Genomic DNA, 15,308 nt, shown 5'->3' with positions numbered 1-15,308 from the left:
GTTAGATATCAGACGTTTTACTTGCAATAGCATTCAAAGCTTGATAAAAATCGGGGAAAACCCTAACCTATCGACGCATTGAATGGCGCACGACGCCAATGCCCAAGGATGGGCACTGTTGGCGCTGCGAACAACGTCTTAAGATACGGTCCGACACCGAGGTGTCGACGGCCGCAACGCTCGGAGGAGCGCCAATGATCCGCCAACGAACACTGAAGAACGTGATTCGGGCGACCGGCGTCGGTTTGCATACCGGCGATAAGGTCTATCTGACGCTTCGGCCAGCTGCCGCCGACACCGGCATCGTCTTCCGCCGCATCGACCTCGACCCTATCGTTGATATTCGGGCCAACCCGCTGAATGTTGGCGACACCAGGCTGTCGACAACCCTCACCAACGGCGACGTCCGCGTCTCGACCGTTGAGCATCTGCTTTCGGCCTTCGCCGGCCTTGGTATCGATAACGCTTTTGTCGACCTGAGCGCAGCCGAGGTTCCGATCATGGATGGCAGCGCAGCGCCATTCGTGTTCCTGCTGCAATCTGCCGGGATCGAGGAGCAAAATCGCCCACGTCGCTTCATTGCCATCAAGAAGCCGATTATCGTCGAGGACGGGGACAAATACGCCCGCTTCGACCCGTTTGATGGCTTCAAGGTCGAGTTTTCAATCGACTTCGACCACCCCGTCTTCGCCTCGCGATTACAGACCGCAACCATTGACTTCTCGACGACCTCGTTCGTCAAAGAGGTCAGTCGTGCTCGCACCTTTGGCTTCTTACGTGATATCGAAGCACTACAGCAGCAAGACTTGGCGCTCGGTGGCAGCCTCGACAACGCGGTCGTAGTCGACGATTTCCGCGTCTTGAACGAAGGCGGCCTGCGCTACGAAGACGAGTTCGTCAAGCACAAGATCCTCGACGCGATCGGCGATCTGTACCTGCTCGGCCATCCGCTCATCGGCGCGTTCCGCGGCCACAAGTCTGGCCATGCATTGAACAACCGACTCTTACGGACCCTGCTCGCCGATCAATCGGCTTGGGAAGAAGTGACCTTTGACGACAACGTCGAGGTTCCCATTCGCTACGGCGTACCGGTGGCGGCGAGCCTCTAGACTAGGCACCAAGACACTCGAGCTACCGCGAAACAAGCATTCATCGTTTGGGGTGGCAACGCACCAAGGAGGTCAGCGTAACGATTGACCCAGGGTTCGAGCAAGGCGTGCGAGCGCCTCGGACAACGGCGAGCGGCCAGCCTCATCAGTGCTGCTGCTCTCCTGGTTAACGCCGACACGCCCCTGTACCGGGCGCGGTAACGGCGCCATGGAGTGAAACGATGGCGGAAGGACGCGCACCTTACAGGCCTTCACCTCGGCATCGACCGCGGCAGGGCCGTTGATCAAAACAGAACCGATCAGTTCAGGGCAGAGAAACCGAAATCGGTCGGCCCAAACGGGGGAATCAACAAACAACGTGAGTTCACCCGCTGAGAGGGTAGCCTGGCTGCAGTGCTTGGCCAGATCGGCTGGCAAACGCAGCCGCAGCTCGCTCAGTAACCGTTCGCGCCGCTCGATCTCATCGAGCAGCGCCGCGATGGGTTCGCTCGCGCGTAAATGACGGCGAATATGCGCTGTGGACTTGGCCATGGTTCGAGCCTCAGCGTTTTCGATCACGCTGTCCAGTCTTGGCTCAAACGCATCGACAGAACTTGCCCGACTCGGAGAGTCTGCGATAGCGCGAGGTTCAGACTGGGCCTGATTGCAGACGTCATTTGGTCTCGATGACCAGTGGCGGCGGCAAATGACTTAGACTGCTCGGAGAAACGATGCGACGGCTCAACGACAGTGACTCTCAATTCGGCTATAGCTCCACAGGCCTTCTCACCCTAATGCTGGTGGCCCTTCTGGCCGGTGCAAGCGGTTTCTGGCTCGGTCATCACCGCTTCTCAGCGCAGACGCACACCGACCTCGCGACCGTCCTCTCTCACCTCAACAACCGACACCGCGTCAGTGGCGCCCCCACTCAGGACGCTGATGCGGAGCTAGACAGCATCGCGATCCGCGTTGGTCAGTTGCAGGCCGAAGTCCTCCGAATCAACGCCCTAGGCCAGCGTCTTGTCGAGATGTCCGGTCTTGATGTCGATGAATTCAACTTCCTCCAGCCAGCACCGTCCGGTGGCGGCCCAGAGAAGGTGAACTTGCGCGAGAACAAGGTTGACGAGGTTGCACAGGATCTCGCCAAGGTGCTCGCCGAACTCGGCGACCGCAAACGCAAGCTGGTCTTGCTCGAAACCCTGATCATGGAGCGAGACCTCAAGAGCCACACGATACCAGATGGCTGGCCACTGACCACTGGCGGCGTTGTAACCTCAACCTTTGGCATGCGCCGCCATCCGATCAGCGGACGGCGCAGCATGCACAAGGGCATCGATATCTCGGGCAAGCATGGGTCTGATATCGTTGCCATGGCCGATGGCTTGGTGATCTTCTCAGGACGTAAGACCGGCTACGGCAAGATCGTCGAGATCAGGCATCCGGACGGGCTCGAGACTCGCTACGCCCACAATTCAAGTAACATCGTCAACAAAGGCGACCTCGTCACCAAGGGCCAAGTGATTGCCAAGCTCGGATCGACCGGACGCTCAACAGGCCCCCATGTCCACTTTGAGGTTCGCCGCGATGGCGAGGCACTGGATCCCATGCGCTTTCTCGACCTCAGCGAGCGTTCGCGACTGGCGCGCCTCTAAGGCAGATCGCAGCACCGCCTCCCCCACCAGCAACGACCCTTACGCGCGCATGAACTGAGTAATCATCGATTTAGATTAGCGGCCGGAGCGCCAAACAGCTATCCATCGGTTGAGCCGGTATCGATCACGCCGGGGGCCTTCGTCAGAGGCTCCCGGCGTCTTTGATTCCGCACCAGCGCGCCAAGCGCGCCGACCAGATCTGCGCTCCCGGTTCGACTCCGGTATCATTCCGGGCAAATTTCTGCCCACTACTACAGAGCCCCAATCATGGCCCTACGCCTTTTCCGAAAGGTCTTCGGCAGCCGTAATGAGCGTTTGGTCAAGCGGTTGTTGAAGTCTACTGAGCAGATCAACGCAACCGAAGACAGCGTCTCCGCGCTTTCCGATGACGAACTTCGCGCGCAGACCACCCTCTTTCGCGAGCGGCTAGCCGAGGGCGCAACCCTCGATGACCTACTACCCGAGGCCTTTGCCGTCGTCCGCGAGGCCGGCAAGCGCGTGCTCAGCATGCGCCACTTCGATGTGCAGTTGGTCGGCGGCATGGTGTTGCACAACGGCAAGATCGCCGAGATGCGCACCGGTGAGGGTAAGACCCTGGTCGCCACCCTGGCCGCCTACCTCAACGCGCTGCCGGCCAAAGGCGTGCATATCGTCACCGTCAACGACTACCTGGCGCGGCGCGATGCGGCCTGGATGGGCCAGATCTATCACGCGCTGGGCCTGAGCGTTGGTGTCATCAACAGCTCCGGCGGGATGGGGCCAGATAACGCGTCGTTCCTGTTCGATCCCGACTATGAGCCCTCTGAGCAAGACGGCTATCGGCACCTGCGCCGCGCGACCCGGCGCGAGACCTACCACGCCGACATCACCTACGGCACCAACAACGAGTTCGGCTTCGACTACCTGCGCGACAACATGGCGTTCACGCCCGAGCAGCGGGTGCAGCGCGATCCTTACTACGCGATCGTCGATGAGGTCGACTCGATCCTGATCGATGAGGCACGCACTCCGCTGATCATCTCAGGCCCTTCCGAGGGCAATACTGAGCTCTACACCAAGATCGATACGATTATCCCCAGCCTGATCCGCCAAGAGGCGATCAAGAACGAGGAAGGCCAACCGGACTTCGGCCCCGGCGACTATTCGGTCGACGAGAAGGCGCGGCAGGTCTATCTAAGCGAAGAGGGTCACGAGAAGGTCGAGCAACAGCTCACCGAGATGGGCCTGCTCGGCGCAGAAGAGAGCCTCTACGACGCCGGCAACATCGTGCTGATGCACCATGTCTACGCCGCACTTCGCGCCCATGCGCTGTTCCAGAAGAATGTCGACTACATCGTCCGCGATGGCCAGATCATCATCGTCGACGAGTTCACCGGCCGCACCATGCCGGGGCGGCGCTGGTCCGAAGGTCTGCATCAGGCGGTCGAGGCCAAGGAAGGGGTCGCGATCCAGCAAGAGAACCAGACGCTGGCCTCAATCACCTTCCAGAACCTGTTCCGGCTCTACCCGAAGCTGGCCGGCATGACCGGCACCGCCGACACCGAGGCGTTTGAGTTCCAGAGTATCTATGGGCTCGAGGTCACGGTCATCCCGACCAACCAGCCGATGGTCCGCGACGACCGCGGCGACCTGGTCTATCTGACCCAAGAAGAGAAGTACGCCGCGATCATCGAAGACATCCGTGATTGCGTCGAGCGCGGCCAGCCGGTGCTGGTGGGGACGGCCTCGATCGAGACCTCGGAGCTGGTCTCGCAGAAGCTCAAGACCGAGAAAATCACCCATGAGGTGCTGAACGCCAAGCAGCATGAGCGCGAGGCCGGCATCATCGCCCGTGCCGGTGAGCCCGGGGCGGTCACCATTGCCACCAATATGGCCGGTCGCGGTACCGACATCGTGCTAGGCGGCAACCTCGATGCCGAGTTGGAGACAGCGGCGGACGAATCGGAGCGAGGACGCATCAAGGCGGACTGGAACAAGCGTCACGCGCTGGTCATCAAGGCCGGTGGCCTGCATGTGATCGGTACCGAGCGCCATGAGTCCCGACGCATCGACAACCAGCTGCGCGGTCGCGCGGGGCGCCAGGGCGATCCGGGCTCGAGCCGCTTCTATCTGTCGCTGCAAGACAACTTGATGCGCATCTTTGCCTCCGAGCGCGTCGCCAACATGATGCAGCGGCTCGGCATGCAGGAAGGCGAGGCGATCGAGCATCCTTGGGTGACCAAGGCGATCGAGAACGCCCAGCGCAAGGTCGAGGGGCGCAACTTCGATATCCGCAAGCAGCTGCTCGACTATGACGACGTCGCCAACGATCAGCGCAAAGTGATCTACCAGCAGCGACGCGAGCTCATGGATGGTGACGACGTCTCCGAGACCGTTGCGGCAATGCGCCACGACGTGCTCAATGAGCTGATCAGCATGCACATCCCACCGCAGAGCCTAGAGGAGCAATGGGATGTACCGGGGTTGGCGGCATCGCTGCAGGATGCCTACGGCGGCAATTGGCCAATTCAACACTGGCTGGACGAAGACGCCGAACTCCACGAGGAAACGCTACGCCAGCGCATCGCCGACGAGCTTACGGCACAGGCGGCCGAGAAGGAGAAGCTGATCGGCGCAGAGAATATGCGCCAGATCGAGAAGGCGGTGATGCTGCAGACCCTCGATACGCAATGGAAAGACCATCTGGCCCAGATGGACTATCTGCGCCAAGGTATCCACCTTCGTGGCTATGCGCAGAAGAACCCGAAGCAGGAGTACAAGCGCGAGGCCTTCGAGATGTTCTCGGCGATGCTCTCGAGCATCAAGCAGGACGTGGTGAAGACGCTCGCCCGGATGCAACTGCAGGTACCCGACGAGATCATGCCGCAGGGGCCGAGCCCGTCGGAGTTCCAGTTCAAGCACGAGGCCTTCGAGGGCCTGCCGTCCTCGGCCAAGCAGGCGCCAGACGCAGCGGGCGGCCAGGCTGGTGCTGGCGGCGCAGCGTCCACCTCAGACGACGATGCGCATCAGCCCTTCGTCCGTGACGGTCGCAAGGTCGGCCGTAATGAGCCCTGTCCCTGCGGCTCCGGCAAGAAGTTCAAGCAATGCCACGGGCGTGTCTCCTAATCCACAGCGGCGAGCAGTGACCAGACGATGACCCTTGATGCACCCGGTCCCCTGAAACAGGCGTCTCATCGTCCGGATTGGCCAGGCGCGATAAACGTTGGTGGCGTTCGCCTCGCCTCGATACCTGCCGCTATCCGTTATCGCGATCGCGACGATCTAGTCCTGATCGCGTTGGCGGAGGGCACAACATGCGCCGCCACCTTCACCCGCAATGCGTTTTGTGCTGCACCGGTGACCGTGGCGCGCGAGCACCTCGCCGCCGAGGCACCGCGCTGGCTGTTGATCAACGCCGGCAACGCCAATGCCGGCACCGGTGCCCGTGGGCTCGAGGACGCTCGCACCTGTTGTCGTGCGTTGGCAGCACTGACCCAAGTCGGTCCGGCGCAGGTATTGCCGTTCTCGACCGGCGTCATCGGCGAATACCTGCCGGTCGAGCGGCTCACGGCGGCACTGCCTCAAGCCATTGCAGCGCTCGACGAAAACGGTTGGGATGCCGCCGCCCGCGCGATCATGACCACCGATACCCGGCCCAAGCGCGCCACTCGGCAGCTGATGCTCGGGGACCGGCAAGTGTCCATAACCGGCATCGCCAAGGGCGCCGGCATGATTCGGCCGGATATGGCGACCATGCTCGCCTTCATCGCGACCGATGCCGCAGTGACCCCAGCTTGCCTTCAGCGTTGTCTATCCCAGGCCGTCGATGGCTCCTTCAACGCCATCAGCATCGATGGTGATACCTCGACCAACGATGCCTGTGTGCTCGCCGCCACCGGCACTGCCGGCAATCCACCGCTTGATGACCCAGCCTCGACGGGGCACGAGGCGACGGAACTCGAGGCCTTTCAGCAGGCGCTCAATGCGCTCTGTGACGAACTCGCCCGTGCGATCGTCCGCGACGGCGAGGGGGCAACCAAGCTGGTTAGCATCGAGATCGGCGAGGCGCGCACGGCAGCCGAGGCACGACAGGTCGCCGATACCATCGCCCATTCTCCGTTGGTCAAGACCGCCCTGTTTGCCTCTGATCCAAATTGGGGGCGCATCCTCGCCGCGGTCGGCCGCGCCGGACTTGAGGACCTCGACATCGACAAGGTGCGCATCTGGCTCGACGAGGTGCTGATCGTCTCGCACGGTGGCCGCGATCCGGGCTACCAGGAGCAAGATGGGCAGGCTGTCATGGCCAAGGATGCCTTCAGTATTCGCGTCGATCTCGGCCGCGGCACCGGCAGCGCTCGGCTCCTAACCTGCGACATCTCTTATGAGTATGTCCGCATCAACGCCGAGTACCGAACCTAGCCAGCCTGTGGCTCATTCCAACGAGTCGCAAGACCCCAAACTGATCCACGTCGCCGCTGGCGTCATCAGTGATGCCCAAGGCCGTGTGCTGATCGCCAAGCGACCCATCGGCGTGCATCAGGGGGGTCTTTGGGAGTTCCCAGGTGGCAAGCTCGAGCCTGACGAATCGGTCGAGCAAGGCTTGGCCCGCGAACTCGATGAGGAGCTTGGCATCCAAGTCACGGCCTCGAGGCCGCTGATCCGCCTGCGCCATGACTATGGCGACCGGCTGGTGCTGCTCGACATTCATCGCGTCCTCAGCTATCAGGGCCATCCACATGGGCGCGAGGGCCAGGCACTGGATTGGCAGCTGCCGGCAGACATGCAGCCCGAGCGTTTTCCTGCCGCTGACCGGCCCGTGATCAATGCGCTGCGCTTGCCGAGCCGCTACCTGATCACCGGTCCCGAGCCGCGCCAGACCGACGCCTTCGTGGCTCAGCTCTCGCAGGTACTCGCCCGCACCGGCGCGCGCATCGTGCAGCTGCGTGCGCCGGACTTGGAGGCCCTTGCCTACGCGGCACTCGCACAGGCCTGCGCCCCCGTTTGCCGTCAGGCGGGTGCGCAGCTGGTGCTCAACTGCGATCCGGATCTCGCCCGCGAACTACCCGGTGACGGTCTGCATCTGACTGAGGCCCGGCTTGCGGCGTTGACCGAGCGCCCGCGGATCAACAGGTCGCTGCTAGGAGCCTCGTGCCACAGTGCCGAGGCGCTCGCCAAATCCGCCGCGCTGGACCTGGAATACGCCTTGTTGTCCCCTGTACAGCACACGCAAAGCCACCCAGACGCGACGCCCCTCGGATGGCCGACCTTTGCTAAGCTGGTCGATCGAGCCTGCCTACCCGTCTATGCGCTCGGTGGCGTCGACGAAGGCGATCTCGAGACTGCAATCAGCCATGGCGCCCAGGGGGTCGCCGGCATCCGTGGCTTCTGGTCGCGCTGAATAGCGATGCAAAAATACCTACGCAGGTAGGGTGGAACGAGTACAGCGGTTCCGCGAATCGAGCCTATCGAGGATCTCACCGTGGACAAGGAAGGCCCCGCACAGAGAGGCGCTTTCAATCTGCCATGAGCCAGGGCAACGCGCAGCGCCGACAAGTGCAGGCATCAAAGCGGGCTTAAACCCCACAGGGCAAGGAAGAGAAGAGCTAGCAGCCCGACAGCCTGCATCAACAGATCAAATCGCCGATGCCTGAGGCGCAAGCCCTTGATCCGTTTATCGAGACTTGCAGACTCGGCGAGCTCGGGCTGGATAAACACGCGACGATGGTCGAGTTCGACAGCGTCGGCCGCTGCAACGGCCATTTCAAGATCAACCCTGTAGGTTCGGGGCTCGAGGCTACAGAGGTGTCGACGCAGACCCTGATGCAGGTGCATCAGGGCCGCGTCGATGTCATCGAAGCGGGCGGCAAACCTCAACCCTGGCCGATCGAATTGAGGAGCGCCCTCTCGTGTGCGAACAGAGACGATCCCAGGACGGTCGGCTTGCGTCTCGAGCAGTAAATAACCTGCTTGCATCGTCGCTACAGCCACCCGTTCGACGCGCCTAATCTTCGACGCGCCTCATGATGTTTCTTTCCAGCGTTCCTATCCGGAGCTTCCTTCCGGTCGCAAAGCGCAGTCAAGCGTCTCTCAGGCAACTTCGGGAACGAGCTCCCAGTTGCATTGATCGATCAACTCACGCGTTTCCCGCTTGAGCGGCGCACGCTGTTCGGGAAGGAATTCACGGCCTCTTGACCAGGCCTGCTCCGCCTTCTCAGCCTCGAACTGCAAGCCTTGGCGGCGAAGATGCCATAAGGTATGCGTCTGTTTCGGTGTCATCATTCATGCCTCTGCGCAACAGGGCCTCTGGATATCCACAAAGTGCCCTGAAAAATACATATTCGCTTACGATCATCTCCCATGATCGCCCACCGCAGCAACCATCCACAGCCTACGTGATCTACACGAGAAGCCACGTCACCCCTAGATCCAGCATAGCGCAGACGAAAGAGTTCTCAATGGGTAGTTTCCATGTCTCCTTTAGTAGACACTTATCCTGGACACTGAATCGTGGATACTGAAGTATCGATACTCAGGTCTAAATCCCACTGACGAAGCCAGCGGGAGTGCACAAAAGACACGACTGTGATGGAACTGTCGCCCCAGCGGCTCGGATCGATGCAGGCTCGGTCCCTGGCGCCGCAGCGTCAATTGCCGCTACAGCGTCGATTGCCGAATATGCTGCGCCGCGTCAATCGATCTGGTCATGCCTGCTTTTACCGCAGCAGCATCGCCGCTATATTGAAAACGCGAACTTGAGAACGCGACGCGTTTCTTCACTGACTGATCCGTAGCGCCTAGATAGCGAGAAGAGCTCGATTCGATGGACCAACCCGTCTCAACCCCATTGACCCTGACCCAGTTGCCGGTTGGCTCATCCGCCGTCATCACACAAATCCTGGGCGGCCAAGAACTGCACCGAAAATTACGTGGTTTCGGCATCCGTCTCGGCACCCCGGTCCGCATCGCGCACCGGCGTGGATCTGGCCTGGTGGTCTCGGTCGGCAACACGCGGGTCGCCCTCGGCGGAGGCATCGTCGAGAAGCTACTCATCACACCGATCCAAACTGACGAGAGCCCAGAGTCGGGGGCATCCGGCTAACGTCCATAGCGTGTCGCCACCCCGGACGATGGAGCGCTTGTCTCACGCTGACCCATGCCAGCAACCACCACAGCTTCGCACGGAGTCGTGCCGCGATGAATCGCAACCCAAATGACCCCCACAGCAACGTTGCGTCCAAGGCGCCCTTGACCATAGCGCTTGCCGGCAACCCGAACTGCGGCAAATCCGCTCTGTTCAATGCCCTGACCGGGATTCGCCAAACCACCGGCAACTGGCCAGGAGTCACGGTCGAACGCCGCGAAGGGCGGAGCGAGCTTGACGGGCGCCCGGTGCGGGTGATCGACCTGCCGGGGATCTACTCGCTCGATGCAGATTCGCTCGATGAACAGGTCACGCGCGACTACCTGCTCAGCCGCGACGCCGATCTGGTGGTGAACGTGCTCGACGCCTGCAACCTCGAGCGCAACCTGTATCTGACCGTGCAGCTGCTCGAGCTCGATGTGCCGGTCGTGCTCGCGCTGAACATGATGGATATCGCCCGCAAGCGCGGCATCGAGATCGATACCGCAACCCTGTCCGAGAAGCTCGGTTGTCCGGTGGTCCCAGTGGTTGCCGTCTCCAAAGAGGGCATTACCGAGCTGAGCGCGCGCGCGCTTGCGGTCGCTGACGGCGGCGAGAGCGGAGGCTATACGCTTGGCCATGACGAGAGCGTCGAGCAAGCCATCGCCGATCTGGCGCCAGGATTGGGCAGTGGCTCGGAGCGCAACGACCGCTGGCTGGCATTGAAGCTCATCGAGGGCGACCGTCAAGTCCTGGCCGAGCTTGATCCCGAACTCCACCCCAAGCTCGAGGCGCGTATCGAGCATTGGCAGCACGCCATCGCCGCCCGGACCGGCGAGGACCCCGATATTCAGATCGCCGACACGCGCTTCGCCCATGCCCATGCGCTGGCAAAGACCGTGCAACGCCAACGTGGCGCTGCTGGCGGACACCTCTCCGACACCATCGATCGCGTCGTCCTCAGCCGCCTTTGGGGCATCCCGCTGTTCTTGGTGATGATGTACCTGATGTTCGTCTTCACGATCAACATCGGCGGCGCATTCATCGACGTCTTCGACGGCGTCGCGACCGCGCTGTTCGTCGACGGCCTCGGCTCGCTCCTCAACAGCCTCGGGGCGCCGGCCTGGATAAGGCTCATCCTCGCCGATGGCGTCGGCGCCGGACTGGCCGTTGTCGCCACCTTCATCCCGATCATCGCCAGCCTTTACATCTTCCTGTCCGCGCTCGAAGACTCCGGCTACATGGCGCGCGCCGCGTTCGTGATGGACCGATTCATGCGCTCGATCGGACTCCCCGGAAAGGCCTTTGTGCCCTTGATCGTCGGTTTCGGCTGCAATGTACCGGCGGTGATGGCCACCCGCACGCTGGAGAACGAGCGGGAGCGCAAGCTCGCAATCCTCATGAATCCGTTTATGTCCTGCGGCGCCCGGCTGCCGGTCTACGTGCTGTTCGCTGCGGCCTTCTTCCCGCACTCGGGTCAGAACGTCGTCTTTGCGCTCTACCTAACAGGCATCCTGATTGCCCTGCTCACCGGCCTGATCATGAAACGCACGCTCCTGGCCGGCACCAGCACCGGCTTCATGATGGAGCTGCCGCCCTATCACATGCCCAAACTGCGCGGGGTTCTACTGCGCACCTGGGATCGCGTGCGCCTATTCCTGCGCGAGGCCGGCCGCGTGATCATCGTCATGGTGCTGATCCTGAACATGCTCAGCTCGATCGGCACCGACGGCCGGCTGGATCAGAACGCCAGCGATGACTCGATCCTCGCCGCTGCAAGCCGACTCGCCACGCCCTTGTTTGCGCCGATGGGCATCGGCCAAGACAACTGGCCCGCGGTGCTCGGCATCTTCTCGGGCGTGTTGGCCAAGGAGGTCATCGTCGGCACCCTCGACAGCCTCTACAGCCGTCTCGCGGCCGAGGCCGCACCGGACGATGAAGCGCCGCCGTTCCGCTTGGGCCCGGCCCTGATGGCCGCAGCGGCGACGGTACCGGCCAATCTTGCCGAGGTTGGCCGCGGCATTGCCGATCCTCTGGGCTTACAGATCGGCGACGAGCTAGACCCTGAGGCCATCGCCGCGGAGCAATCCATCACAACCGGCACCTTTGGCGCGATGGCGGCTCGCTTCGATGGTCAAGCCGGTGCCTTCGCCTACCTGCTGTTCGTGCTGCTGTACTTCCCCTGCGTGGCCACGATCGGCGCCATCGTGCGCGAAGCCGGCGCGCCCTGGGCGACCTTCGTCGCCGCCTGGACCACCGGCATCGCCTTCGTCACCGCGAGCCTGTTCTACCAAACCGCGACCTTTGAGCGGCATCCAGTGACCTCTGGGCTCTGGATCGGCGGCCTCCTGCTGCTGCTGATCGCCGTCTTCACCGGCCTGCACCTTTGGGCTCGACGCGGACGACAGGTGGCATTGAACACCGCTCAGAGCCGAGCCTGATGCTGACGGCGGCGCGCGATCTCGTCCGCGAGCAAGGCGTGATCTCGCTACAGGAAGTGGCCTTCAAGCTCGGCGTTCCATCTCAGGTCGCACGCGCAATGCTGCAAAAGTGGGTTGCGAAAGGGCTCATCGAGCCGCTCCCGACCGCCGCCTGCGCTGGCTGCACGCTTTGCGATAGCGCGCCGCGTGAGCTGTATCGCTGGTGCGAGTCAGCGGATCTAGCCATTTGCCCTGACTTCCGCACAGGCTGATCCTATCAATCCTGATATTTTTAGCGCGTATTTCCGCCAATGAGGTGGAACGGCTATAGCAGCACCAATAGCGCCTGCTCAGCCGCTCAGTCCGGGCCTGGCTGCAGCACCAAGGTGCCGACTGATGCTCGGGCTTCGGCATCCGACCAGGGCCAGGGGTGTGAGCGGCCGTTGAGCCAGTCGTCGAGCTGATCGGCGCGGTAGCGCGAGAATCGATGACCGGATTGCCCGAGCGGCAAGGTTCCGCGCGTCTGCGACCAGACCGCAGGCGCAAAGACGACGCGCACCGAGGCGACATTGCCGATCGCGCGCGGGCTTGTCGGCGGCGCAATCGCGACATCGATGGTCCCGCTATCGCCACCCCGCCCGATTGGCCCCAGATTAAACAGGCCGCCCAACAATGGCTGGCCGTCGAAGGCATGGGCAAAGGTCAGCTGGCGCAGTTGAGCCAAGGTCGGCTCCTGCTCGCCAGGCATCGCGTCTCGCATCGCCCCGGCGGTCGCCCGCAGCGCGCGTGCCCAGATCGCCGCGGGGCCTTCGACCACGCCCGGGGTTTCGATGTCATCCCAGAAGCTCGACTGGTCGCTATACATCGTCTCGGCCAGCGGTCCGTAGGTCGTTGTATCCAGCCTCATGAGCAGCTCAAGATCCGTACCCAGCTCGTCAGCATAGAGCGCGCGATACAGCTCCGAGCGCAGCAGCACGAAGAATGCGGCCGGTTGGCTCTCGTCTTCGAAGCTGCCAGACCAGTCAAGCAGTCTGGCCTCGGCTAAGGCGGCCGCTTCCGGATCGGCACGTCGGATCGCAGGCAGATGCCGCCGTAGCGAGCTGAGATAGACCGCCGCCTCAAGGCTGACGCGATCCGACTGCATCTGCTGCATGGCCGCAAGGTCCAGCGTTTCCTGCCCATCATCCAGCGCATCATCCAGCGCATCATCCAGAAGCGCCTCGATGCGTTGCGCCCGGAATGGGGCGAGCCAGGAATGGCTGATCGCCAACGCGTCCTCATCATCTGTACGGATCGCATTGTTCGCGCTCACCAGACGCTCATCGCTCGGCGCCGTGATGCCTGGGTTCTGTGCGAACGGTCGATAGCCGTTCCAACCATAACCAGGCTCCCAGCCGGGCACCGGAAAGGTGCCGCTGCCGCGCCCGCGATCTGGCAAGAGGCCGGAGACCTGACTGGCGATCTCCCCATCGCGATGGGCAAAGAGCAGACTCAGCGCGACCTGGTGCAAGTCCTCGACAGCGGCACGCGCCTCAGCGATGGTGGTCGCCGTATTGAGACGATAGAAGCCGACGAATGCCCGATCGGGCCGGTCGAACGCCAGGCGCAGCGCGAGGCGAAACTCGCTGCGCTGCGAGCCCCGAACTGCAGCGAGCCCGGCGGGGTTGGACCCCGCGCTGGCGACTAGCTCGTCGATCAGCACGCCATGCCGAGTCGAGCGGATCGGCAGCTCAATCTGTCGCTGGCCTTCAACGCCTTGCTCGGTTCTTGGCCCAAGCGCTTGACTAGGCCTTGCGTCAGCTTTTGCGTCAGCCCCTGACTCAACCTCAGTCCCTGCAGGCTCAGACTGGCCGGCCACCGCAATCCGCTCGACCCGAACCGCAATCGGCTCCCAGCTGCCATCAGGTCGCAACACGCGCGTCCCATCCTCGCTGACACGCTCCAAAAACAAATCTTGGGTGTCAGCCGCCGCCGCGGTGATCCCCCATGCGAGGTCGGCATTGTGCCCAATCAGTATCCAAGGCACGCCAGGCAGGGCAACGCCCGCAACCTGATAGCCAGGTGCCTGCATCGCAAGCTCATACCAAGTGCCCGGCATCACCGCCGGCAGATGCGGATCGTTCGCCAATAACGCCGCGCCGTCGTGAGTCCTCGAACCCGTGACGGCCCACGCATTGCTGAGCGCCTGCGCCGAAGCCGGTGGCACCAGCACAGCCCTTGGCCCCATTTCGAGTTCAGCACCCGATGGCGATCCCGGACCGATGTCGAGCAGGGAGCGATAATCCGGCAGTTCGTGGGCATCCGCCGGTGCCGGCTGCCCCTGATCGGTCGGAAACAGCTCCAAGGCACGCTCAGTTCCTAATCGTTGCGCCAACCGCAGGAAGACCAGCTCTTCGCGCAGATTCATGGAGTTGAGCCAGGCCATATAGCCGCCGATCAGCAAACTATCCTGCGGCTGCCAGGGGCTCGGCTGAAGCCCAAGTAACTGGTACTCGAGCGGCAACCGATAGCCGGCCCGCGCCCTTCTCAGATAGGCGTTAACGCCATCGGCATACGCCTGCAGCAGTCGTTGCCAGCGCGGCTCGAGGGCATCGAAAGACCGTTGGGCTGCATCCGGCAGCCCGATCGTCCGGTAGAAACGATCTGCACCCAGCGCACCCTCGCCAAACAGCGCTGCCAATCGCCCACCAGCGAGCCGCCGCAGCAGGTCCATCTGCCAAAAACGCTCAGCAGCGACAACGAATCCCTGTGCGAACAGCATGTCGTGGAGCGTCTCAGCCTGGATACTCGGAACCGCGTGAGGGCCATAACGCACGGTCACCGGTTTCTCAAGCGCTGAGAACGCTAAGGTGCCGTTATAGATTGGATGCGGGCGATGTACCCACCAGGAAACCAGCCCAACGCCGAGCAGCGTCGCTGCGACAAGCCCTAACAGGATGAAACGCAATAGCTGGCGGAAACGCGATCGCATGAATAGGCGTTCCTAAGCGACCAGATGCGTTCGAGCGCAGGGCCACTGCTCGTGCAGCGGCCCGGCACCCTCACCACA

The 15,308-nt window shown here is 62.5% G+C and carries 12 protein-coding genes; 9 read left to right on the top strand and 3 right to left on the bottom strand.

Features of this window, described 5'->3' with window-relative positions; translation table 11 throughout:
- Window positions 1-194: 194 nt before the first annotated feature.
- Window positions 195-1,109, top strand: coding sequence for a UDP-3-O-acyl-N-acetylglucosamine deacetylase (lpxC, locus tag CKO42_RS00615; protein ID WP_200236606.1), 915 nt, complete (start codon window positions 195-197; stop codon window positions 1,107-1,109).
- 72 nt (window positions 1,110-1,181) lie between these two features.
- Here lpxC and CKO42_RS00610 read toward each other — a convergent pair whose 3' ends face one another.
- On the bottom strand, window positions 1,182-1,640 hold the full coding sequence (locus CKO42_RS00610) for a DciA family protein (protein ID WP_200236603.1): 459 nt from the start codon (window positions 1,638-1,640) through the stop codon (window positions 1,182-1,184).
- A 179-nt stretch (window positions 1,641-1,819) separates the two neighbouring features.
- On the opposite strand from CKO42_RS00610, the gene CKO42_RS00605 reads away from it, so the two are divergent.
- The 5 genes from CKO42_RS00605 (at window position 1,820) to CKO42_RS00585 (ending at window position 8,677) form a co-directional block, all read left to right on the top strand.
- Complete coding sequence (locus CKO42_RS00605) at window positions 1,820-2,740, top strand: M23 family metallopeptidase (RefSeq protein ID WP_200236600.1); 921 nt, start codon at window positions 1,820-1,822, stop codon at window positions 2,738-2,740.
- Window positions 2,741-3,007: 267 nt separating this feature from the next.
- The gene (secA, locus tag CKO42_RS00600; protein ID WP_200236596.1) at window positions 3,008-5,845 is read left to right on the top strand and encodes a preprotein translocase subunit SecA; all 2,838 of its coding nucleotides are present in this window, start codon (window positions 3,008-3,010) and stop codon (window positions 5,843-5,845) included.
- Between the two features lie 27 nt (window positions 5,846-5,872).
- Window positions 5,873-7,138, top strand: a complete 1,266-nt coding sequence (gene argJ, locus CKO42_RS00595; RefSeq protein WP_200236579.1) for a bifunctional glutamate N-acetyltransferase/amino-acid acetyltransferase ArgJ — start codon at window positions 5,873-5,875, stop codon at window positions 7,136-7,138.
- 7 nt (window positions 7,139-7,145) lie between these two features.
- Window positions 7,146-8,117 carry a Nudix family hydrolase gene (locus CKO42_RS00590; protein ID WP_338034819.1) on the top strand — a complete coding sequence of 324 codons (972 nt, stop codon included), beginning with the start codon at window positions 7,146-7,148 and terminating at the stop codon, window positions 8,115-8,117.
- 323 nt (window positions 8,118-8,440) lie between these two features.
- Window positions 8,441-8,677 carry a hypothetical protein gene (locus CKO42_RS00585; protein ID WP_200236576.1) on the top strand — a complete coding sequence of 79 codons (237 nt, stop codon included), beginning with the start codon at window positions 8,441-8,443 and terminating at the stop codon, window positions 8,675-8,677.
- Between the two features lie 129 nt (window positions 8,678-8,806).
- On the opposite strand, the gene CKO42_RS00580 is transcribed toward CKO42_RS00585, so the two are convergent.
- Window positions 8,807-8,998, bottom strand: a complete 192-nt coding sequence (locus CKO42_RS00580; protein WP_200236573.1) for a hypothetical protein — start codon at window positions 8,996-8,998, stop codon at window positions 8,807-8,809.
- A gap of 541 nt (window positions 8,999-9,539) precedes the next feature.
- On the opposite strand from CKO42_RS00580, the gene CKO42_RS00575 reads away from it, so the two are divergent.
- The 3 genes from CKO42_RS00575 to CKO42_RS00565 all read left to right on the top strand — a co-directional run bounded on the left by CKO42_RS00575 (window position 9,540) and on the right by CKO42_RS00565 (window position 12,531).
- Window positions 9,540-9,818: a FeoA family protein gene (locus CKO42_RS00575; protein WP_200236568.1), complete on the top strand. Its 279-nt coding sequence runs from the start codon at window positions 9,540-9,542 to the stop codon at window positions 9,816-9,818.
- 95 nt (window positions 9,819-9,913) lie between these two features.
- Entirely contained in the window at window positions 9,914-12,280 is a 2,367-nt protein-coding gene (gene feoB, locus CKO42_RS00570) for a Fe(2+) transporter permease subunit FeoB (protein ID WP_200236563.1), read from the top strand.
- On the top strand, window positions 12,280-12,531 hold the full coding sequence (locus CKO42_RS00565) for a FeoC-like transcriptional regulator (protein ID WP_200236559.1): 252 nt from the start codon (window positions 12,280-12,282) through the stop codon (window positions 12,529-12,531). The genes feoB and CKO42_RS00565 overlap by 1 nt, the downstream gene beginning before the upstream one ends.
- An 86-nt stretch (window positions 12,532-12,617) precedes the next feature.
- Here CKO42_RS00565 and CKO42_RS00560 read toward each other — a convergent pair whose 3' ends face one another.
- Window positions 12,618-15,230: a penicillin acylase family protein gene (locus tag CKO42_RS00560; RefSeq protein WP_200236554.1), complete on the bottom strand. Its 2,613-nt coding sequence runs from the start codon at window positions 15,228-15,230 to the stop codon at window positions 12,618-12,620.
- Between the last annotated feature and the right edge of the window lie 78 nt (window positions 15,231-15,308).

Origin of the sequence: Lamprobacter modestohalophilus (assembly GCF_016583905.1) — a bacterium.
Classification (GTDB): domain Bacteria; phylum Pseudomonadota; class Gammaproteobacteria; order Chromatiales; family Chromatiaceae; genus Lamprobacter; species Lamprobacter modestohalophilus.
This window is presented reverse-complemented; position numbering and strand designations above follow the sequence as displayed.